We start from the raw sequence: 20,431 nt of genomic DNA on the forward strand, positions 1-20,431 counted from the left end.
CAACTGTGACGCAGCCGACGCGACACGCGGGTCGGGTCCGGTGACGTGACCCACGGATAGTTTCGGGTTAGGCTCACCTTACTTATAGGTACTCGACAGTAACCGGGCATTTGTCACAGCCCCGGGGGCACTTTCCGGCGCCCGCGAGCGGTACCGTGCTGCCCGTGGCAACCCCGACTCTCGTCAAGGGAGCGCGTGCGACGCGCTCCACGATCGCCCTCAAGCTGGCCATGGCGGTCAGCGGCATCGTCTTCATCGGCTATGTGCTCGCGCACATGTACGGCAACCTCAAGGCCTTCGCTGGCCATGACGCCTACAACAGCTACGCGCACCACCTCCGGGAGTTTGGGGAGCCGATGCTCCCCTACGAAGGCTTCCTGTGGATCATGCGCGTGGCCCTGATCGTGGCGCTCGTGGTGCACGTCGGCAGTGCGGCAGCCCTGTGGCGGCGCGCGAACAACGCCCGCACGGTGAAGTACGAGGTGAAGAAGAACAAGGGCTCCTCGCTCTCCTCGCGCACCATGCGCTGGGGCGGCCTGGCGATCCTGTTCTTCGTCATCTGGCACCTCATCCACTTCACGATCGGCAAGGTGAACCCTGCCGGCGGCGAGACCAACGACCCGTACAACCTGATGGTGGAGTCCTTCGACCTGTGGTGGATGACGCTCATCTACCTGGCCGCGATGCTGGCCCTCGCCATGCACCTCCACCACGGCACCTTCAGTGCGCTGCAGACGCTCGGCTTCACCAACACCGCCACCTCCCGCGCCCGTGCGCGCGTGGCCGGCTGGGTGGTCGCGGTGGTCATCGCCGGCGGCTTCTCGCTGGTCCCGCTGTTCACGCTCTTCGGCGTCATCACCAAGTAAGGGTCCCCAAGACATGGCTTCCGTTCATTTCCTCCCCGGCCTGACGCCGACCAACACGGCGCCGGTGCAGAAGTCCGACGACGCCGCGGGCTTCTACGTCCTCGGCGACAAGCTCGTCGACCCGAAGGCCCCCACCGGCCCGATCGCCGAGCGCTGGACCACCCGCAAGTTCGAGAACCGCCTGGTCAACCCGGCCAACCGCCGCAAGCTCAACATCATCATCGTCGGCACCGGCCTCGCCGGTGGCGCGGCCGCGGCGACGCTCGGCGAGGCCGGCTACAACGTCAAGGTCTTCTGCTACCAGGACTCCCCCCGCCGCGCGCACTCGATCGCGGCCCAGGGCGGCATCAACGCGGCGAAGAACTACAAGGAGGACGGCGACTCCACGTACCGCCTCTTCTACGACACGGTCAAGGGCGGTGACTACCGCGCTCGCGAGTCCAACGTCTACCGACTGGCCGAGGAGAGCGCGAACATCATCGACCAGTGCGTCGCGCAGGGCGTCCCGTTCGCCCGCGAGTACGGCGGCCTGCTCGACAACCGCTCGTTCGGTGGCGTGCAGGTGTCGCGCACGTTCTACGCCCGCGGCCAGACCGGCCAGCAGCTCCTGCTCGGCGCCTACCAGGCGCTGGAGCGCCAGGTCGCCGAGGGCACCGTGGAGCAGTTCACCCGCCACGAGATGCTCGAGGTCGTCGTCGCCGACGGCAAGGCGCGCGGCATCATCGCCCGCGACATGGTGACCGGCGCGATCGAGACCCACATCGCCGACGTCGTCGTGCTCGCCACCGGTGGCTACGGCAACGTCTTCTACCTCTCCACCAACGCGATGGGCTCCAACGTCACCGCGTCGTGGCGCGCGCACCGCAAGGGCGCCTACATGGCCAACCCCTGCTACACGCAGATCCACCCGACCTGCATCCCGGTCACCGGCGACCACCAGTCGAAGCTGACCCTGATGTCGGAGTCGCTGCGCAACGACGGTCGCGTCTGGGTGCCGAAGAAGGCCGAGGACTGCGAGAAGGACCCGCGCGACATCCCCGAGGAGGACCGCGACTACTTCCTGGAGCGGATCTACCCGGCGTTCGGCAACCTGGTCCCCCGCGACATCGCCTCGCGTGCGGCCAAGTACATGTGCGACGAGGGCCGCGGCGTCGGCCCGACCGTCCGCGAGGTCGGCCCGAACGGCGAGGAGCGCCAGGTCCGTCGTGGTGTCTACCTCGACCTGACCGACGCGATCCGCCGCCTCGGCCGCGACAAGGTCGAGGAGAAGTACGACAACCTCCTCGACATGTACGCGCGGATCACGGGTGAGAACCCCTACGAGGTGCCGATGCGCATCTACCCCGCCGTGCACTACGTCATGGGCGGCCTGTGGGTCGACTACGAGCTCCAGTCGAGCATCCCCGGCCTGTTCGTGACCGGCGAGGCCAACTTCTCCGACCACGGCGCCAACCGCCTCGGCGCCTCGGCGCTGATGCAGGGCCTGGCCGACGGCTACTTCGTGCTGCCGAACACCATCCGCGACTACCTCGCCGACGGCCCCTTCGAGGCCATCGACGAGTCACACCCCGCCGTGGTCGAGGCCCTGGAGTCGGTGCAGGAGCGCATCGACAAGTTCCTCTCCATCAACGGTTCCCGCTCGGTCGAGTCCTTCCACAAGGAGCTCGGCACGATCATGTGGGAGTACTGCGGCATGGAGCGGACCAAGGAGGGCCTGATCCGTGCGATCGGCCTGATCCGGGACCTCAAGAAGGAGTTCTGGAGCAACGTTCGCGTGCTCGGCTCCGGCGAGTCGCTCAACCAGGACCTCGAGAAGGCCGGCCGCGTCGCCGACTTCATCGAGCTCGGTGAGCTGATGTGCATCGACGCCCTCAACCGGCGCGAGTCCTGCGGCGGCCACTTCCGCGGCGAGTCGCAGACCGAGGACGGCGAGGCGCTGCGCCACGACGACGAGTTCGCCTACGTGGCGGCCTGGGAGTGGGGCGGCGACGACGGTGCGCCGGTCCTGCACAAGGAAGACCTGATCTACACCGCCATCGAAATGAAGCAGAGGTCCTACAAGTGAAGCTCACCCTCAAGATCTGGCGCCAGGAGAACGCGTCGGCCGCAGGGGCGATGCACACCTACGAGCTCGATGGCGTGTCGCAGGACATGTCGTTCCTCGAGATGCTCGACCTGCTCAACGAGCAGCTCGTCACCTCGGGCCAGGAGCCGGTGGCGTTCGACTCCGACTGCCGCGAGGGCATCTGCGGCACCTGCTCGCTGATGATCAACGGCGAGGCGCACGGCCCGGAGGTCACCACGACCTGCCAGCTGCACATGCGCTCGTTCACCGACGGCGAGACCATCACCATCGAGCCGTGGCGTGCGGACCCGTTCCCGGTGCTCAAGGACCTGGTCGTCGACCGCTCGGCCTTCGACCGCATCATCCAGTCCGGCGGCTACATCTCGGCCAACACCGGTTCGGCTCCCGAGGCCAACTCGGTGCCCGCGCCGCGTGACAAGGCGATGCGCGCGTTCAACGCCGCCACCTGCATCGGCTGCGGCGCCTGTGTCGCCGCGTGCCCCAACGGGTCGGCGTCGCTGTTCATGGGCGCGAAGATCACCGCCCTCGGCGAGCTGCCCCAGGGTCAGCCGGAGCGCTACTCCCGCGTGGTCGACATGGTCGCCCAGCACGACGCCGAGGGCTTCGGTGGCTGCACCAACATCGGCGAGTGCACCAACGCCTGCCCCAAGGAGATCCCGCTCGACGTGATCTCCCAGCTCAACAAGGACCTGCGCACGGCCATTGCCCAGGGCCGCTGACGCACGACCGGCACCACGCACTGCGGGCCGGTGACCACCTCGGTGGTCACCGGCCCGCGGTGCATTTCCCTGCCTCCCGCCGTCGCCCGGGTGCGGACGGCGGCGGTGCGGCTCAGCGCTTCGAGGCGCGCAGCGCCTTCACGCCCAGCGAGCCCAGCAGCCCGGCGATGACGAAGTTGACGACGATCAGGACCGTGTGGGCGACCCAGTAGCCGGTCGCCCGCTCCTCCCCCGCCGACCAGGCGTTGGCCAGGTTGCGCGCGAAGTTGCCGAACGAGAAGACGTTCCAGGCGGCGACCCCGAGCAGGAGTACGGCGTGCTTGCGCTCGAACTTCACTTACGTGTCCTTCCGGTGCAGAAACAGCCGGAGGCCGACCGCGGTGGCGGCTCCGGCGATGAACGCCGCGACCCGGGTGGGTCGGGCGGGATCGGTGGTCCCGGCCTCGTCTCGGCTCGGCATCCGCGGACCCTGGACCAGGTCCCCGGAGGCGGCGAGACGCCGGGCGCGTGCCGCGGGCGAGGTCCACGCCCAGCACGCGCCGTACAGCACGACACGGGAGGTGTAGTTCATCCAGACCAGCAGGATCAGCGCGGTGCCGAAGGCCTGGAACGCCGGCTGGCCGCGGGTGGTGCTCAGCAGCAGCCCGGAGGCCTGCTTGAGCAGCTCGAAGGCGATCGCGGCGAGCGCGGCGCCGTACCACAGCGAGCGGCGCGGTACGTCGGGCGAGGCGAGCAGGCGGAACATCAAGAAGAACACCAGCATGCCGGCCGCCAGGCCCAGCACCACGGTGAGCAGGCGCACCACCCAGCCCAGCGCGCGGTCCAGGTCCAGCCAGGCCAGCAGGTCGTCGGAGAAACCGGCCACGAAGCCGGTGAGCGCGACCCCGACGAACAGGACGGCGCCGAGGACGACCAGCGAGAGCAGGTCGCGCAGCTTGCCGGCCACGAACCCCGGCTGCTGCCCCTCGGGGACCTCGAAGACCACCGCGAGCGCGCGGCGCAGCGCGGAGACCCAGCCGAGCCCGGCGTACAGGACGCCGGCGAGGCCGAACGCCGCGGCGACGCCGGAGAAGGTCCGGATGTCGTCGAGGGAGATCTGGTGGGAGCCCGGCCCGATCATCCCGGGCATGACCTCGTTGATGGCGCTGCGCAGCGCGGCGTCCGCGCCGGGGTAGACCAGCGAGATCCGGCCGACCACGAAGACCGCGAGCGCCAGCAGCGGGAAGAAGGACAGGAACGCGAAGTAGGTGACCGCACCGGCCTGCTGGGTCGCCTTCACGGCGCTGTAGTGCTCCTGCGTGCCGACGGCGTGGTCCAGCAGCGGACGGCGGCGGCGCAGCGCGTCGAGGCGCCCCGCGACCGCCCCAGCCGGCCCCGCCGCCATGCCGCCTCAGACCGCCGGCGTCGCGCCGGTGAGGACGAAGTCCCGGGTGGGCTGCCAGCCTGCGGTGTCGTCGTGGACGTAGAGGTGGAAGCGGTCCACGACGAAGCGGCACTCGAAGTCGGCCAGCTCGCTGAAGGCCTTGTCGAGGCGCTCGTCGTCGAGGTGGTGGGCCACCGTGACGTGCGGGTGGTAGGGGAAGTCCAGCTCCACCCCGAGCGGGCCGCGGCGCACCCCGGCCGCGAGCTGCTCGCACGAGGAGATGCCCTCCGCGAGCATCACGAAGACGACGGGCGAGACCGGGCGGAACGTGCCGGTGCCCCGCAGGTGGACGCGGTACGGCGCGAAGCCGGCGGCCACCTCGCCCAGGTGGTCCTCCACGGCGACGAGGCCGTCGTCGGGGATCTCGGTGGGAGGCACCAGCGTGATGTGGGTCGGGATCATCGTGGCGGTGGTGTCACCCACGGCCATCCGGTAGTCCTGGAGCTGGGTCGCCCACGGCTCCGGGATCGCGACCGCCACACCGATGGTCGGCATGCGCCACCCCCTTCTGCGTCGAGACTAGTGGCCGGTCTGCGCCGGCGGACAGGGCGTGCGGTCAGGGCGAGACGAAGCCGACCCGCTCGTAGACGTCGGCCAGCGTGCGCTCGGCCACCGCGTTCGCGCGCTCGGCGCCCTCGCGCAGCACCTGGGTGAGGTGGTCGCGGTGCTCGACCAGCTCGAGGGTGCGGTCCCGGAAGGGCGTCACGAAGTCGACGACGACCTCGGCGAGCTCCTTCTTCAGGTCGCCGTAGCCACGCCCGGCGTACCGCTCGGCGATCTGCTCGACACCGTCCCCGGTCAGGGCGGAGTAGATCGTCAGCAGGTTGGAGACGCCCGGCTTGGTCTCGGGGTCGAAGCGGACCTCGGCCTCGGAGTCGGTCACCGCGGAGCGGATCTTCTTCGCGCTCACCTTCGGCTCGTCGAGCATCTCGATGATGCCGGCGGGCGAGGACGCGGACTTCGACATCTTGCGGGTCGGGTCCTGCAGGTCCGCGATCTTCGCGGTCTCCTTGATGATGTAGGGCTCCGGCAGCCGGAAGGTCTTCTTGTAACGGCTGTTGAAGCGCTGCGCGAGGTCGCGGGTGAGCTCGAGGTGCTGGCGCTGGTCCTCGCCCACCGGGACGTACGCCGGGCGGTAGAGCAGGATGTCGGCGGCCATCAGCACCGGGTAGGTGAACAGCCCGACGCTCGCGGCGCCCTCGCCGCCCTTGGCCGACTTGTCCTTGAACTGCGTCATCCGGCGGGCCTCACCGAAGCCGGTGAGGCACTGGAGCACCCAGCCGAGCTGCGCGTGCGCGGGCACGTGGGACTGCATGAAGATCGCGGACTTCGCGGGGTCCACCCCCGCGGCCAGCAGCTGGGCGGCCGCGCGCAGCGACCGCTCGCGCAGCACCTTGGGGTCCTGCTCCACGGTGATCGCGTGCTGGTCGGCGATGAAGAAGAACGGCTCGTACTCGTCCTGGAGGGTGACCCACTGCCGCAGCGCGCCGAGGTAGTTGCCGAAGTGGAAGGAGTCGGCGGTCGGCTGGATCCCGGAGAGGACGCGGGGGCGGGCGGTGGGTGTGGTGGACACGCCTCGATTCTCGCCGATGATCCCTCACGATCACGGACCGGGGCGGCGGTGTGTGACCGATCTCGCGTCGACACTGGCCCGCGCAGGCCCGATCAGGCCTGCGCGGTGCGCTGCCGGGCGTCGCTGGAGCGCTGCCACAGCGCCGACCAGAGCAGCACCGCGACGCCGAGGACGCTGAAGCCGAGGCCGACCAGCGCCGTGGAGCGGTAGCCGTGACCGGCCGCGATCACCAGGCCGCCGGACCACGCGCCCAGCGCGTTGGCGGCGTTGAGCGAGGCGTGGTTCATCGCCGCGCCGAGGGTGCGTGCCTCCCCCGCCACGTCCATGAGCCGCAGCTGGAGGTTGACCACCAGCACCGAGCCGAGGGTGGTGATCGCGAACACCACCGGCAGCGCCCACCAGCCGTGCGGCGCGGCGAGGTAGAAGAGCACCATCACCACGCCGGTGCCGATCGCGCCGAGGAACAGCGAGCCGAACACCGACCAGCCGGCCAGCTCGCCGCCGGCCCAGGTGCCGGCGACCATGCCGAGACCGAAGGCCAGCAGGAAGACCGGGACGGCGCCCTCCCCCAGCCCGCCGAGGTCGGTGACCGTGGGCGCGATGTAGGAGTAGACCGCGAACATGCCGCCGAAGCCCACGGCACCGGCCGCGAGGGTCAGCCAGACCTGCGGCCGGCCGAACGCGGACAGCTCGCGGCGCCCGGTCGCCTCCGGGTCGCCCGGGCGGGCCGGCACGAAGGCACGCACCAGCACGACCGTGATCGCCGCCAGCGCCGCGGCCACGACGTACGCCGCGCGCCAGCCGAAGGCCTGACCCAGCCAGGTCGCGGCGGGGACGCCGATCACGTTGGCGATGGACAGGCCGAGCATGACCGACGCGACCGCGCGGCCGGTGCGCTCGGGCGGCACCAGGCTGGCCGCCACGAGGGAGGCGACGCCGAAGTAGATGCCGTGCGGAAGGCCGTCGAGGAAGCGGGCCAGGGCCAGCACCTCGTACGACGGCGCGGCGGCGCTGAGCAGGTTGAACAGCGCGTAGGCGGCCATCAGCCACAGCAGCAGCGCCCGCCGCGGCCAGGTCGCCCCGAAGTAGGCGAGCACCGGCGCACCGATCACCACGCCGAGGGCGTAGGCGGAGATGGTGTGGCCGGCCGTCGGGATGGAGACGCCGACACCGTCGGCCACCTGGGGCAGCAGCCCCATCGTCACGAACTCCGTGGTCCCGATCGTGAAGCCGCCCATCGCGAGGGCCAGGATCGCCAGGCCTACGTGCGGGGCCGGGGTCCGGTCGACGTCGGCGGGTGCGGCGAGAGCGGGAGCGGGGTCGACGGGCACCTAGGGTCCAACGACCCGCCGGAGGAGAGGTATTCCGCTTCCGGCGCCCGGTTCGGCACGAGCGCCCCCTCATGGGCGGTGACCTGCCTCACGTCCGCGCCTAGACTCAGCCGTACCGAGCGTCTGCACCTGCACCTTCCCTCGGGAGGAGGGCACATGAGCGAAGCTCCGGAGATCGATGCGTCCGCGCCGGAGCAGGACGCCACCCCGCGCAAGCCCGGCGGCAGCCCCGCGCTCCTGCTGATGATGGCCATCGTGGTGGTGCCCGCGGTCGTGGTCGCCGACAGCTTCGACGCCGGGCCGGCCGCGATCATCGGCGGCATGGTGGGGCTGTTCTCGCTGGTGGCCCTCATGGGCGGCCCGCTGCGCGCCGACCTGCGCGCCGCCGCTCTCACGGTGCCGCTCCTGCTGATCGGGGCCACCGTGCCCCGGCTGCTGACCGACGCCTCACGACCGGCGGCGATCGCGCTGGTGGTGGTGCTCGGCTTCGTCGCGGCGCTGCTGCCGCTGCGGGGGCCCCGCTACGCCAACGCCGGGCTCGGCCTGGGCATGACCACGCTCTACTCCTACGCCTACGCGACCCACGGGGCCGCCGACCACCGGCAGGTGATCGCGGCCGCGGTGGCCGGCGTCCTGGTCGCCCTGCTGGTGCGGGTGCTGCTCGGCATCGCCGATCCCTCGAAGCCGACCCGCGAACAGATCGCCGAGGTGCTCCTCGCCGATGACGCTCCGACGGCGACCGCCACCGCCTTCGACACCTGGCTGCACGACGGCCGGCAGCGCTGGCTGGCACGTGCGCTCGAGAGTGCCTCGCAGTACCGGCTCGCCCTGCGCCGGGCCGAGCTCGCCGCGTCCGGCGAGCAGCTCGGCCCCGACACCCTGGCCGGCCTGCGCGGCCGGGCCGAGGAGCTCGCCGACCAGCTGCGGGCCAAGCGCCCGCCGGTCCCCGACGAGGCCACGACAGGCTCGGGCACGGGACCGTCCGCGGCCGCCGGACCCGCGGCCGCGCTGGACGCGCTGGACGGCGTGGAACAGGCACTCCGCGAGCGCGACACGAGCCCCGTCGCGCTCGACCGGGGCGACCGCCACGAGTTCCGCGACGCGGTGCTGCACCCCTCGGGCCGGTGGCGTTCGATCCAGGTGCGTCACGCGCTCCGCACGGCGTTCGGCCTGCTGGTGATGCTCCTGGTCACCTCCGGCCTCGAGCCCGGCGACCCGCTGGTCAGCACGGTGCTGCTGACCACCTTCGCCATCCTCCAGGCCAGCTGGCGCGACACCCTCGACAAGGCCCGCAACAAGGTCATCGGCGTGGTCGCCGGGTCTGCCGCGGTCGGGGTGATCCTGGTGGCGGTGCCCGAGCGCTACCTCGTCGCGATCGCCGCCGTCGCCCTGATCCTCGGGCTCTGGTACATCACCTCCCGGCCCGCGCTGGGCGCCGGTTTCATGGTGGTGGTCAGCGTGGGGTTCAACGCGGTCACCCGCGACCTGGACCCCGGCGACCTGCTCGTGCAGTACGTCGCGCTGACCGCCTGCGCGGTGGCGGTCGGGCTGGTCCTCGGCTTCGCGGTCGTGCCGGCGTTCCGGCCCGCGCCGCTGCGCGAGCGCGTCGAGTCCGCGACCGAGGCGACCACGGCGGTGCTCAGCGCCGCCGCGAGCGGCGCGCGTCCCTCCGTGCCCGAGCTGCTCGCCCTGCACCGCGACGCCGTGCAGAAGCAGGACGAGCTCGTCCCCGACCGCGAGCACCTCGACGACCGCCAGCTCGCCGAGCTCGAGCGGCTGCGCTCGGGCCTGCGTGACCTCACGACGTGGCTCGACACCGCCCGCCCGGACCGTGCCGCGCTGGCGCGGGCCGTCGACCTGCTCCACGAGGACGCGAGGACCCCACGGCGCGGCGCGGAGCCCTCGACCGGCGGGGCCTCCAGCGCGACGCTGTGGGAGCTCGCGGAGCAGTCCGGCTCCGCCGAGCGCTACCTCCTCGCCACCCTGCCCGCGACCCGCTGAGCGGGTCGGGTCAGCCGGCCAGGTGGCCCCACCGCTCGGCCAGCTCGGCCCAGGGCCCCACCTCGCGGACCTCGCCGTCGACAAGGACCACGACCCGGTCGGCCCGGGCGAGCGCGGAGCGCTTGGACGTGGCCCCGATGACCGTCGTACCGCGCGTGCGCAGGGCGCTCCACAGCTCGAGCTCCGTCGTCGCGTCGAGGGCGCTGGAGACGTCGTCGGCCAGCAGCAGCTCGGCGTCCGTGGCCAGCGCACGGGCGAGCGCCAGGCGCTGCACCTGTCCGCCGGAGAGCCGGACGCCGCGGTGCCCGACCAGGGCGTCCTTGCCGCCGGCGTCGGCGACGTCGGCGCCGAGTCGCGCCGCCGCGACCGGGTCCTCGAAGCGCCGGTCGTGTCCGAGCCGCACGTTGTCGGCGAAGGTGCCCGACAGCACCCGCGGCACCTGCGCCACGTGGGCCACCTGGCCGGGGCGCAGGAAGACCTGCGCATCCTCGACCGGGGTGCCGTTCCAGGCGATCCGGCCCCGGTGGTCCACCAGCCCGGCCAACGCGGAGAGCAGGCTGGACTTGCCCGAGCCCACCTGGCCGACCAGGAGCACCAGCTCCCCGGCGTGCACGGTCAGGTCGACGTCGTGCACGCCGATGGTGCCGTCGTCGTGGACCGCGGTGAGCCCGGACAGCTCGAGCTCGCGCAGCCCGATCCGCTCGGCCGGCGGCGGGTGCGGTGCGGTGCCGGCCACCAGGTCGACGCCCGGCGGGAGGTCCATCAGGTCCGCGCCACCGGCGAAGCGGCTGGTCTCCTGCTGCCAGGCCCGGGTGCCGGGGGCCTCGGTCACGACCATGCCCGCCACCCGGCCGAACCAGTCGAAGCCGGCGACCGCGTTGGCGACGAGCAGCGTCGTGCCCAGCCCCCAGCCGCCGGTGGCGTGGACGGCCCAGGCGGCGACGACGCCGCCCTGCACCATGACCATGGGTACGCCGTCGAGCACCGCCTGGACGCGGTGCTCGCGCACCGCCGCGGCGACCCGTCCCGCGTCGACGCGCTGCAGGTGGGCGTGCACGGCCGGCGTGGCGGCGGCCAGCTTCACCGTGCGGGCCGACTCGAGCACCGAGACCAGCGTGCGGCCGAACCGCGCGCGGGCGGTCGAGGCGGCCGCGGCCGAGCGCCCGGCGATCGGGCGGCCCAGCGCCGAGGCCAACGCGGAGGTCACCAGCACCGTCAGCAGCACCGCCCCCGCCAGCCAGGTCCCGGCCAGGGCGGCGGTGACGGCGGCGATCACCAGGCCGTTGACGAAGTCGACCCAGCGGTCGGCGTAGCGCGCGTAGCGGTCGGCGTCCATCGCCCGGGCGACCACCTCGCCGGGAGGCGTGCGCGGCAGCCGGTGCTGGGCGGTCTGCCCGAACAGCACCGACATCCGTACGCGCAGCAGCACCTCGACCCACCAGCGCGGATAGCGGTAGAAGGCGTCGGCGAGCATCAGCGGAGCAACGAGCAGCGACACCACCAGCGCGACCAGGAGGCCCGTCGGCGCGGACCCGCCCTCCAGGTCCTCGACGAGCCGGCCCCAGACCAGGCCGGTGACCGCGCCCTGGGCGCCGGTCAACGACACGCCCAGGAACAGCGCGGCGCCGGCGACACCCCAGGCCGGACGGACCAGCAGCGCGTGGGCGATGCCGCGGGCGAGGGACGGGCCGCTGCCCACCTCCGCCTGCTCCGGCGGCGCGCCTCGACGACGGCGCCCACCGACGGCGGCCGCCGGCCCGGACGGTGTCTGCGCCGCGGTCGCGGGCAGCGCGACCCCGGCCGACTCCTCGCCGGCCCCATCGCCGGCCTCGTCGACCAGGACGTCGTTCGCACGGGTGCCGGGATGACGCTCCTCGGCGCGGCTGGCCACCAGCAGGTCGCGGAAGGGTCCCGCGACCCGGGCCAGCTCGGCGCGAGATCCTTGCTGCACCACCCGGCCGTGGTCGAGCACCGCGACCAGCGGCGCACGCTCGATCGTGGAGAGCCGGTGCGCGATCAGCACACCGGTGCGTCCGGCGAGCAGCCGGTCGGCGGCCGCGACGACGCGGTGCTCGGTGAGCGGGTCCATGCGTGCGGTCGCCTCGTCGAGCACCACCACCCGCACGTCGCGGATCAGCAGCCGCGCGAACGCGACCAGTTGCTCCTCCCCCGCGGAGAGGCGGGTGCCACCGGGTCCGAGCACCGTGTCCAGGCCGTCGGGCAGCCCCGCGACCCATTCCCCGAGGCCCAGCTCGGCGATCGCCGCCCGCACCCGGTCCAGGGAGTGCTCCTCGAAGAGCGTGATGTTCTCCGCGAGCGTCCCGGCCAGGATCTCGGTGCGCTGGGTGACCACACCGACCGCCGCCCGCAGCTGCTGCAGGTCCAGGTCGCGCACGTCGCGCCCGCCGAGCACGACGGTGCCCGGCGGCGGCTCGACGGCGCGCGACAGCAGCGCGGCGAGCGTGGACTTGCCCGACCCGGAGCGACCGACCAGGGCGATCGTGACTCCGGCAGGCACGTGCAGGCAGACGTCGGCCAGCGCGAAGGTGCCCTCGTCGTAGGAGAAGTCGAGGTGGCGCACGTCGAGGTCGAGGGCGCCGCGGACCGGCAGCGGGTCGCCACCGTCCGGCTCGGGCGCGACCGCGAGCATCTGGCGCAGCCGGATCACCGCGCCCATGCCGGCCTGGATGTCGGGCAGGTGGTTGGCCAGCATGGCGATCTGGCCGACGAAGGTGGAGGAGACCAGGAAGAGGGTCACCAGCCGGGCCACCGACAGGTCGCCCGCGGAGGCCAACGCGATCCCGCTGACCCCGATCCCGGCGAGCAGCCCGTGCAGGAGCACCCCGGCGCGCCGCCCCAGCCGGGACTCGACCGCGACCACGTCGCGGAACCGGTCGTGGACGAGCGCGGAGAGGCGGGTCAGACGCTCCACGACGTGGGCCTGGCCCAGGCTGGTGCGCAGGTCGTCGCGGCCGGCGATGCCTTCCTCCAGCGCGGCGGCGTGGTCGGTCCAGGCCATCTCCTCGATCACCTTGCGCCGCGCGATCTCGCCGAGCAGGCGACGGATCGAGACGAAGGTGACCGCGGCCAGTGCCGGGAACAGCAGCCAGGCCGGCCACCAGGTGAGGCCGGCGACGATCCACATCGGGGCGACCCCGAGCAGCGTGCGCGCCAGCATCCACAGCTGCCAGCGGACCAGGTTGCCGACCTCGCGGGTGTCGTCGTCGACGCGGTCGAGAACCTCGCCCACCGCCTGCTCGCTGAGCGTGGCCAGCGGCTGGCGCAGGGCGGCGTCGAGCAGGTCCTCGCGCAGCACCCCCTCGGCGCGGTCGGAGGCACCGACCCACATCACCTTGCCCACCGTGTCGACCAGGGAGGCACCGATCAGGCAGGCCGCGAGCAGGCCCACCAGCGCGCCGCTCGGGGACTCGGCCAGCCGACCGGCGACGACCGTGCCGAGTGTCGTCGCCACGGCGGCCACGGCCGCGCACACCAGCGCCACGAGGACGATCGGGGCGCGCAGACGTCGCCAGTCGACACGGCGTCGCGGGTCGTCGAGCGGGGAACGAGGCGGGGTCGGACCCAGCCGCGCCGGGTCGGTCATCAGGGTGTCGGTCATCGCCGTCCGACCCTAGGCCCGATCACCGACACTCCTCTCCCCCATTTCCGCGCTGGACGGATGATGTTCGCCACGACAGCACGGGGCCCGGACGACCTGCGGTCGTCCGGGCCCCGTGGCGGAGCTGCCCTCGCGGGCCAGCGGGTGATCAGAAGGAGGCGAGCGCCTCGTTCAGGGTCTTGCTCGGGCGCATGACCGCGTCGGCCTTGGCGTCGTCGGGGCGGTAGTAGCCACCGATGTCGGCCGGCTTGCCCTGCACCGCGTTGAGCTCGGAGACGATGGTCTCCTCCTCGGCGCGCAGCTTGTCGGCGAGCGGCTTGAAGGCGGCCGCCAGGTCGGCGTCCTCGGTCTGGTTCGCGATCTCCTCGGCCCAGTACATGGCCAGGTAGAAGTGCGAGCCGCGGTTGTCGATGCCGCCGACGCGACGCGTCGGGGACTTGTCCTCGTTGAGGAACGTCTCGGTCGCGCGGTCGAGCGCGGCCGCCAGCACCTTCGCGCCAGGACGGCCCGACTGCTCGGCGTACAGCTCGAGGGAGGGCACCAGGGCGAAGAACTCACCCAGGCTGTCCCAGCGCAGGTAGTTCTCCTTGACCAGCTGCTGCACGTGCTTGGGCGCGGAGCCGCCCGCGCCCGTCTCGAAGAGGCCGCCACCGTTCATCAGCGGGACGACGGAGAGCATCTTCGCCGACGTGCCGAGCTCGAGGATCGGGAACAGGTCGGTGTTGTAGTCGCGCAGCACGTTGCCGGTGACCGAGATCGTGTCCAGGCCCTGGCGGATGCGCTCCAGGGAGTAGGTGCACGCGTCGGCCGGCGCCATGATCTCGATCGTGAGGCCCTCGGTGTCGTACTCGGGGAGGTACTCGTTGATCTTCTTGATCAGGTTGGCGTCGTGGGCGCGGTTCTCGTCGAGCCAGAAGATCGCCGGGTCGCCGGTGGCGCGGGCGCGGGTGACGGCCAGCTTGACCCAGTCGCGGATCGGGGCGTCCTTGGTCTGGCAGGCGCGCCAGATGTCGCCGGCCTTCACGTCGTGGCTGAGCAGCACCTCACCGGCGCTGTTCACGACCTGCACGGTGCCGTCGGCCGGCACCTCGAAGGTCTTGTCGTGCGAGCCGTACTCCTCGGCCGCCTTGGCCATCAGGCCGACGTTCGAGACCGAGCCCATGGTGGCGGGGTCGAGCGCGCCGTGGGCACGGCAGTCGTCGATGACGGCCTGGTAGACGCCGGCGTAGGAGGAGTCCGGGATCACCGCGAGGGTGTCGGCCTCCTCGCCGTCGGGGCCCCACATGTGGCCGGAGGTGCGGATCATCGCCGGCATCGAGGCGTCGATGATGATGTCGCTGGGGACGTGCAGGTTGGTGATGCCCTTGTCGGAGTCCACCATCGCCAGCGCCGGGCCCTCGGCCAGGCCCTGGGTCACGGCCGCCTTGATGGCCTCGCCGTCGGGGAGCTTGTCCACGGCGGCCAGCACGGCGCCGAGGCCGTCGTTGGCGGAGATGCCCGCGGCCTTGAGCTGCTCGCCGTACTGCTCGAAGACGCCGGGCAGGAAGGTCTCGACGACGTGGCCGAAGATGATCGGGTCGGAGACCTTCATCATCGTCGCCTTGAGGTGGGCGGAGAAGAGGATGCCCTCCTCCTTGGCCCGGGCGACCTGGTCGACGAGGAAGCTGCGCAGCGCGGCGACGTCCATGTAGGTGGCGTCGACGACCTCGCCGGCGAGCACCTTCACGCCGTCCTTGAGTACGGTCTCGGTGCCGTCGGAACCGATGAGCTTGATGGTGAGGGTGTCGTCGGTGGGGATCACGACGGACTTCTCGTTGGAGAAGAAGTCACGCTCGCCCATCGTGGCGACGTTGGTCTTGGAGTCCGCGCTCCAGGCGCCCATGCGGTGCGGGTGCGCCTTGGCGTAGTTCTTCACCGAGGCCGGGGCACGGCGGTCGGAGTTGCCCTCGCGCAGGACCGGGTTGACCGCGGAGCCCTTGACCTTGTCGTACTTGGCGCGGATCTCCTTGTCCTGCTCGGTGGTGGCGCTCTCCGGGTAGTCCGGGATGTCGAAGCCCTGCTCCTGCAGCTCCTTGATCGCGGCCTTGAGCTGCGGGATGGAGGCGGAGACGTTGGGAAGCTTGATGATGTTGGCCTCGGGCGTCGTCGCCAGCGCGCCGAGCTCGGCGAGGGCGTCGTCGGCCAGCCCGAACTGGGCCAGGATGCGTGCGGCCACCGAGATGTCGCGCGTCTCGACCTCCACGCCGGCCTTGCCGGCGTACGCCTGGATGATCGGCAGGAGGGAGTACGTCGCGAGCAGCGGCGCCTCGTCCGTGTGCGTGTAGATGATCTTGGCCATGAACGGCTGCTCCTGAGCACTGGGAGATGATGTTTCTTGACGTCAAGATACCTGACGGCTCCGACCCCATCACTTTCGCACCCGGCCACAGCCTCGGCAACGCGGCCCCCGCGGGATTAGAGTGCTGTGACACGCCCCACGGCCATGCCGGGGCCGTCTCGAGGAGCACCATGACCGACACGAGCGCCACGCCCGCCCCGCAACCGGACACCGAACTCGCGAACGCAGAGCCCAACGCCGCACAGAAGGTGATCGCCGAGACGCTCGGGACCTTCATCCTGGTCTTCTTCGGCTGCGGCGCAGCCGTCATGAGCGGCGGTGACTACGTGGGCACCGCGCTCGCCTTCGGTCTCGCGCTCCTGGTCGGGATCTACGCCTTCGGGCGGATCTCCGGGGCCCACTACAACCCCGCCGTCAGTCTCGGCGCCGCTCTCAGCGGCCGGGTCGCCTGGGCGCAGCTGCCGCTCTACATCGGCGGACAGCTGCTCGGCGCGATCCTGGGCGCGCTGTCGCTCTTCGTGCTGATGCACGGCTTCGACGGCTACGACGCCACCGGGAACATGGGCCAGAACTTCTTCGGCGACGACACGAGCGGCTACGCGGTCTGGGCGGCGCTGCTGCTCGAGATGCTGCTGACCGCGATCTTCGTGATGGTGATCCTCGCCGTCACCGACGCCCGCTTCGAGCACCCGTCGCTGGCGCCCCTGGCGATCGGCATCGCCCTCGTCGGCATCCACCTCGTCGCGATCCCCGCCACCGGCACCTCGGTCAACCCGGCCCGCTCGATCGGCCCGGCGCTGTTCGCCGGCGGCGACGCGATCATCCAGCTGTGGCTGTTCATCCTCGCCCCGCTGGTCGGCGCCGCCATTGCCGGACTGGTCTACCCGCTCGCCTTCGGCCGCGACACCGACCCGGTCCCCGGCTCCGGGCTCTCCTTCGCCCAGGCCCGCGCGGCGGGCTACGGAGGCTCGGACTCCTACCAGCAGCAGTGGAACCAGCCCGAGGGTCAGGCCACCGGCGAGGGTGCCCACACGGGCCAGTCCGGGGCCGGCTGGCAGGGCGGCGCCCAGGGTGCGCAGGGCGGCCAGGGCGACCAGCAGCAGTACGGCCAGCAGCAGTACGCCCAGCAGCAGTACGCCGGCGAGCCGATCATCCAGGACGGCTGGCAGTGGGACCCGCACGCCCAGCAGTGGATCCCCGCCCAGCAGCAGCCGGGTCAGGCCGGGCAAGCAGGTCAGGCCGGGCAGCAGGCCACTGGTGCCGGCACTGGCACTGGCACTGACACTGGGGCTGGGGCCGGGGAGTCAGCCGTGGAGCCGGGGGCTGCCCAGCCGGGCGTGACCGACCCCGGGCACGATCCGGACGGCGAGTGGCCCGAGGACGGCGCCACTCACGTCAGGCAGGATCCCTGAGCAGGTCGAGCACCTCGTCCTCACGCTCCACCCGTGTCGGGCCGATGCCGCGCTGGAGGATGACCTCCTGCGTGGCGTCGGCGCCGAGACTGCTCGCGGCGTCCTCGCCGGTGAACACCTCGAGGCGCACCACGTCCTCGTCGACGCCGGTGACCTCCGCCCGGTCCTCGACCACGCCGTCCAGCAGCGCCATCCGGTAGCCGTCGCCCAGGCGAGGGTCCGCAGGCACCGCCAGTCCCGCCTGCGCACCGTCGACACCGGCCTCCCACTCCCCCGCGCGGCCAAGCCACCACACGTTGCCGTCGCGGTCCTGGGCGAAGTAGTCGTGCTGCGCCCGGCTGCTCCACCCCCGGCCTCCGGCCTCCGGGTCGAGGGTCGCCCGGCTGCGCACGACGGTCGCCGCGACCCCGGCCACCTCGCGAGGCTCCTCGGCCACCACGACGCGCACGCCGCCGCCGGCGCCGCCGAGCACCCGCCACCGCTGCACGCTGCCGCGCTCGAGCGGGAACCACTCGTTGTCCACCGCGTCCACGAAGTCGGCCGGGTCCGGCGAGGGGGTCGGCACGGTCAGCTCGTCGACCCCGGTCGGGGGCACCTCGCCAGGGGAGTTCGCGCAGCCGGCGAGCAGCGCGAGCGCCGCGACGGCGGCGAGCACGGCGCTCGCCGGGGCGCGCGACGTACGGCGGGAGGGGCGGGGCGCAGACATGGCGACATCATCGCCGATCCGCCGTCCGCGAGTCCTCCCGGCCGCGCCTCCGCGCTGCTAGCGTCGGGCGCGCGACCGCTGTTGGCGGTGACTTTCCGACGAAGGAGTCGAACGTGAGCCCTACCCCTCTCAAGGTGGCTGTCACCGGCGCAGCCGGTCAGATCGGCTACAGCCTGCTGTTCCGTCTCGCCAGCGGTGCACTCGGTGATCGGCCGGTGGAGCTTCGACTGCTGGAGATCACCCCGGCGCTCCAGGCACTCGAGGGCGTGGTGATGGAGCTCGACGACTGCGCGTTCCCGACGCTGGCCGGCATCGAGATCGGCGACGACGCGGAGAAGCTCTTCGACGGGGTCAACCTCGCGCTGCTCGTGGGCGCCCGTCCGCGCGCGAAGGGCATGGAGCGAGGCGACCTGCTCGAGGCCAACGGCGCGATCTTCACCGCGCAGGGCCGGGCGCTCAACAAGGTGGCGGCCGACGACGTACGCATCGGGGTCACCGGCAACCCCGCCAACACCAACGCGCTGATCGCGATGCGCAACGCCCCGGACATCCCCGCAGCGCGGTTCTCGGCGCTGACCCGTCTGGACCACAACCGCGCGATCTCCCAGCTGGCCGCCAAGACCGGCGCCTCGGTCACCGACATCACCAAGATGTCGATCTGGGGCAACCACTCCGCGACGCAGTACCCCGACCTGTTCCACGCCGAGGTGTCCGGCCGCAACGCCGCCGAGGTCGTCGGCGACCAGGACTGGATCGCCGACACCTTCATCCCGACCGTGGCGAAGCGCGGCGCGGCGATCATCGAGGCGCGCGGCTCCTCCTCGGCCGCCTCGGCGGCCTCCGCCACCATCGACGCCGCCCGCGACTGGCTCGGTGCCTCGGCCGCGAACGACTGGGTCTCGATGGCCGTCGCCTCCGACGGCTCCTACGGCGTGCCCGAGGGGCTGATCAGCTCCTTCCCCGTCACCACCCGCGACGGGGAGTGGGAGATCGTCCAGGGCCTCGACATCGACGACTTCTCCCGGGCCCGCATCGACGCCTCGGTCCAGGAGCTCGTCGAGGAGCGCGACGCCGTCACCGCCCTCGGCCTCATCTGAGGCTCCCCGAAGGGGCGAGGGGTCAGAGGGGCTGGTCGGGGATGGTCTGCACGAGGAAGAGGAGCAGGCCGCCGAGGGAGCCCAGGAACAGGACGTCGAAGATGCGGTGGCGAGCGGCGAGCATGCCGGCGTCACGGCGCGGGAGCACCAGGCGCAGGAACGCGGCGAGCACCAGCGCGCCGGCGATCCACCGCACCCCGGTCCGCCAGCTGCCGAGGACCACGATGGTCATCCCGATGCACGCCGCGACCATGATGCCCATGTAGAAGGCACCCCCGATGGTCGAGGGGTAGCGGCGCTCGGGCGGGGCCGGCGCCCGGCCCGCCTCGAGCTCCGCTGCCACCTCGGCCTCGGACGGGACGACCGGGTCCGGTCCCCCCTCGGGTGCCTCCTGCGCGGTCATCGGGTCAGCCCAGCGCCTTCTCGGCCGCCGCGACCACGTTGGCGAGCAGCATGGCGCGCGTCATCGGCCCCACCCCGCCGGGGTTCGGCGACACCCAGCCGGCGACGTCCCACACGTCGGCGGCCAGGTCGCCGGCGATCTTGCCGTCGACCCGGGAGACGCCCACGTCGAGCAGCGCCGCGCCGGGCTTGACCATGTCGCCGGTGATGATCCCGGGTACGCCGGCCGCCGCGACGACGATGTCGGCCTGGCGCACGTGGGCGGCCAGGTCGCGGGTGCCGGTGTGGCACAGCGTCACGGTCGCGTTCTCCGAGCGCCGGGTGAGCAGCAGCCCGAGCGGGCGACCGACGGTCACCCCGCGGCCGACCACGACGACCTCGGCTCCGTTGATCTCCACGTCGTGGCGACGCAGCAGCTCCACGATGCCGTACGGCGTGCACGGCAGCGGCGCCTCCGTGCCGAGCACCAGCCAGCCGAGGTTGGTCGGGTGCAGCCCGTCGGCGTCCTTGGCGGGGTCGATCAGGCCGAGCACCCGGTTCTCGTCGCGGCCCTTGGGCAGCGGCAGCTGCACGATGTAGCCGGTGCACGCCGGGTCGTCGTTGAGGCTGCGCACGGCCGCCTCGATCTCCTCCTGGGTCGCCGTCTCGGGCAGGTCGATGCGGATCGACTCGATCCCGACCTCCGCGCAGTCCTTGTGCTTGCCGGCGACGTACCAGGTGGAGCCGGGGTCGTTGCCGACCAGGATCGTGCCCAGGCCGGGCACGACGCCGCGCTCGCGCAGCGCGGCGACCCGGCCCCGCAGCTCGTCCTTGATCGCGGCAGCCGTGGCGGTGCCGTCGAGCTTCTGTGCAGTCATG

Annotated in this window: 16 protein-coding genes; 6 read left to right on the top strand and 10 right to left on the bottom strand. The window is 72.2% G+C overall.

Features of this window, described 5'->3' with window-relative positions; translation table 11 throughout:
* Positions 1-164 precede the first annotated feature (164 nt).
* The 3 genes from HBO46_RS16630 to HBO46_RS16640 are packed head-to-tail and all read left to right on the top strand — an operon-like array spanning position 165 to position 3,671.
* Entirely contained in the window at positions 165-866 is a 702-nt protein-coding gene (locus tag HBO46_RS16630) for a succinate dehydrogenase cytochrome b subunit (RefSeq protein WP_166133661.1), read from the top strand.
* A 13-nt stretch (positions 867-879) separates the two neighbouring features.
* Positions 880-2,931, top strand: a complete 2,052-nt coding sequence (locus HBO46_RS16635; protein ID WP_166133663.1) for a fumarate reductase/succinate dehydrogenase flavoprotein subunit — start codon at positions 880-882, stop codon at positions 2,929-2,931.
* Positions 2,928-3,671, top strand: a complete 744-nt coding sequence (locus tag HBO46_RS16640) for a succinate dehydrogenase/fumarate reductase iron-sulfur subunit (RefSeq protein ID WP_166133665.1) — start codon at positions 2,928-2,930, stop codon at positions 3,669-3,671. Before HBO46_RS16635 ends, HBO46_RS16640 begins: the two co-directional genes overlap by 4 nt.
* A 112-nt stretch (positions 3,672-3,783) precedes the next feature.
* Here HBO46_RS16640 and HBO46_RS16645 read toward each other — a convergent pair whose 3' ends face one another.
* The 5 genes from HBO46_RS16645 to HBO46_RS16665 all read right to left on the bottom strand — a co-directional run bounded on the left by HBO46_RS16645 (position 3,784) and on the right by HBO46_RS16665 (position 7,998).
* Complete coding sequence (locus tag HBO46_RS16645) at positions 3,784-4,008, bottom strand: SCO4848 family membrane protein (protein ID WP_166133667.1); 225 nt, start codon at positions 4,006-4,008, stop codon at positions 3,784-3,786.
* Positions 4,009-5,055 (bottom strand): YihY/virulence factor BrkB family protein, encoded by a 1,047-nt coding sequence (locus tag HBO46_RS16650; protein ID WP_166133670.1) that lies wholly within the window; start codon positions 5,053-5,055, stop codon positions 4,009-4,011.
* A 6-nt stretch (positions 5,056-5,061) separates the two neighbouring features.
* The gene (locus tag HBO46_RS16655) at positions 5,062-5,589 is read right to left on the bottom strand and encodes a 2'-5' RNA ligase family protein (protein ID WP_166133672.1); all 528 of its coding nucleotides are present in this window, start codon (positions 5,587-5,589) and stop codon (positions 5,062-5,064) included.
* Between the two features lie 61 nt (positions 5,590-5,650).
* Positions 5,651-6,667: a tryptophan--tRNA ligase gene (gene trpS, locus HBO46_RS16660; protein ID WP_224769188.1), complete on the bottom strand. Its 1,017-nt coding sequence runs from the start codon at positions 6,665-6,667 to the stop codon at positions 5,651-5,653.
* 92 nt (positions 6,668-6,759) lie between these two features.
* On the bottom strand, positions 6,760-7,998 hold the full coding sequence (locus HBO46_RS16665; protein WP_224769190.1) for an MFS transporter: 1,239 nt from the start codon (positions 7,996-7,998) through the stop codon (positions 6,760-6,762).
* Between the two features lie 156 nt (positions 7,999-8,154).
* On the opposite strand from HBO46_RS16665, the gene HBO46_RS16670 reads away from it, so the two are divergent.
* Positions 8,155-9,999 (top strand): FUSC family protein, encoded by a 1,845-nt coding sequence (locus HBO46_RS16670; protein WP_166133674.1) that lies wholly within the window; start codon positions 8,155-8,157, stop codon positions 9,997-9,999.
* Positions 10,000-10,009: 10 nt separating this feature from the next.
* Here HBO46_RS16670 and HBO46_RS16675 read toward each other — a convergent pair whose 3' ends face one another.
* Together HBO46_RS16675 and HBO46_RS16680 are read right to left on the bottom strand one after the other, a co-directional pair.
* The gene (locus HBO46_RS16675) at positions 10,010-13,618 is read right to left on the bottom strand and encodes an ATP-binding cassette domain-containing protein (RefSeq protein ID WP_166133676.1); all 3,609 of its coding nucleotides are present in this window, start codon (positions 13,616-13,618) and stop codon (positions 10,010-10,012) included.
* A gap of 148 nt (positions 13,619-13,766) precedes the next feature.
* Positions 13,767-15,956 carry an NADP-dependent isocitrate dehydrogenase gene (locus HBO46_RS16680; RefSeq protein ID WP_166133678.1) on the bottom strand — a complete coding sequence of 730 codons (2,190 nt, stop codon included), beginning with the start codon at positions 15,954-15,956 and terminating at the stop codon, positions 13,767-13,769.
* 170 nt (positions 15,957-16,126) lie between these two features.
* Between HBO46_RS16680 and HBO46_RS16685 the strand changes: the two genes are divergently transcribed.
* Complete coding sequence (locus tag HBO46_RS16685; protein ID WP_166133680.1) at positions 16,127-17,368, top strand: MIP/aquaporin family protein; 1,242 nt, start codon at positions 16,127-16,129, stop codon at positions 17,366-17,368.
* On the opposite strand, the gene HBO46_RS16690 is transcribed toward HBO46_RS16685, so the two are convergent.
* Positions 17,352-18,074: a hypothetical protein gene (locus HBO46_RS16690; protein ID WP_166133682.1), complete on the bottom strand. Its 723-nt coding sequence runs from the start codon at positions 18,072-18,074 to the stop codon at positions 17,352-17,354. The genes HBO46_RS16685 and HBO46_RS16690 overlap by 17 nt on opposite strands.
* Before the next feature lie 113 nt (positions 18,075-18,187).
* On the opposite strand from HBO46_RS16690, the gene HBO46_RS16695 reads away from it, so the two are divergent.
* Entirely contained in the window at positions 18,188-19,171 is a 984-nt protein-coding gene (locus tag HBO46_RS16695) for a malate dehydrogenase (RefSeq protein ID WP_166133684.1), read from the top strand.
* Positions 19,172-19,193: 22 nt separating this feature from the next.
* On the opposite strand, the gene HBO46_RS20665 is transcribed toward HBO46_RS16695, so the two are convergent.
* Together HBO46_RS20665 and HBO46_RS16705 are read right to left on the bottom strand one after the other, a co-directional pair.
* Positions 19,194-19,574 carry a DUF3017 domain-containing protein gene (locus HBO46_RS20665; protein WP_166390888.1) on the bottom strand — a complete coding sequence of 127 codons (381 nt, stop codon included), beginning with the start codon at positions 19,572-19,574 and terminating at the stop codon, positions 19,194-19,196.
* A gap of 4 nt (positions 19,575-19,578) precedes the next feature.
* Positions 19,579-20,430 carry a bifunctional methylenetetrahydrofolate dehydrogenase/methenyltetrahydrofolate cyclohydrolase gene (locus HBO46_RS16705; RefSeq protein WP_166133686.1) on the bottom strand — a complete coding sequence of 284 codons (852 nt, stop codon included), beginning with the start codon at positions 20,428-20,430 and terminating at the stop codon, positions 19,579-19,581.
* Position 20,431: the final 1 nt, after the last annotated feature.

This window comes from Nocardioides ochotonae (assembly GCF_011420305.2).
GTDB classification, from domain to species: domain Bacteria; phylum Actinomycetota; class Actinomycetes; order Propionibacteriales; family Nocardioidaceae; genus Nocardioides; species Nocardioides ochotonae.

Bases quoted from the DNA above. Each gene is read 5' to 3' on its own strand.
- HBO46_RS16655 (WP_166133672.1), bottom strand. From the start codon at position 5,589: ATGCCGACCATCGGTGTGGCGGTCGCGATCCCGGAGCCGTGGGCGACC.
- HBO46_RS16650 (WP_166133670.1), bottom strand. From the start codon at position 5,055: ATGGCGGCGGGGCCGGCTGGGGCGGTCGCGGGGCGCCTCGACGCGCTG.
- HBO46_RS16685 (WP_166133680.1), top strand. From the start codon at position 16,127: ATGACCGACACGAGCGCCACGCCCGCCCCGCAACCGGACACCGAACTC.
- HBO46_RS16690 (WP_166133682.1), bottom strand. From the start codon at position 18,074: ATGTCTGCGCCCCGCCCCTCCCGCCGTACGTCGCGCGCCCCGGCGAGC.
- HBO46_RS16675 (WP_166133676.1), bottom strand. From the start codon at position 13,618: ATGACCGACACCCTGATGACCGACCCGGCGCGGCTGGGTCCGACCCCG.
- HBO46_RS16680 (WP_166133678.1), bottom strand. From the start codon at position 15,956: ATGGCCAAGATCATCTACACGCACACGGACGAGGCGCCGCTGCTCGCG.
- HBO46_RS20665 (WP_166390888.1), bottom strand. From the start codon at position 19,574: ATGACCGCGCAGGAGGCACCCGAGGGGGGACCGGACCCGGTCGTCCCG.
- HBO46_RS16705 (WP_166133686.1), bottom strand. From the start codon at position 20,430: ATGACTGCACAGAAGCTCGACGGCACCGCCACGGCTGCCGCGATCAAG.
- HBO46_RS16670 (WP_166133674.1), top strand. From the start codon at position 8,155: ATGAGCGAAGCTCCGGAGATCGATGCGTCCGCGCCGGAGCAGGACGCC.
- HBO46_RS16635 (WP_166133663.1), top strand. From the start codon at position 880: ATGGCTTCCGTTCATTTCCTCCCCGGCCTGACGCCGACCAACACGGCG.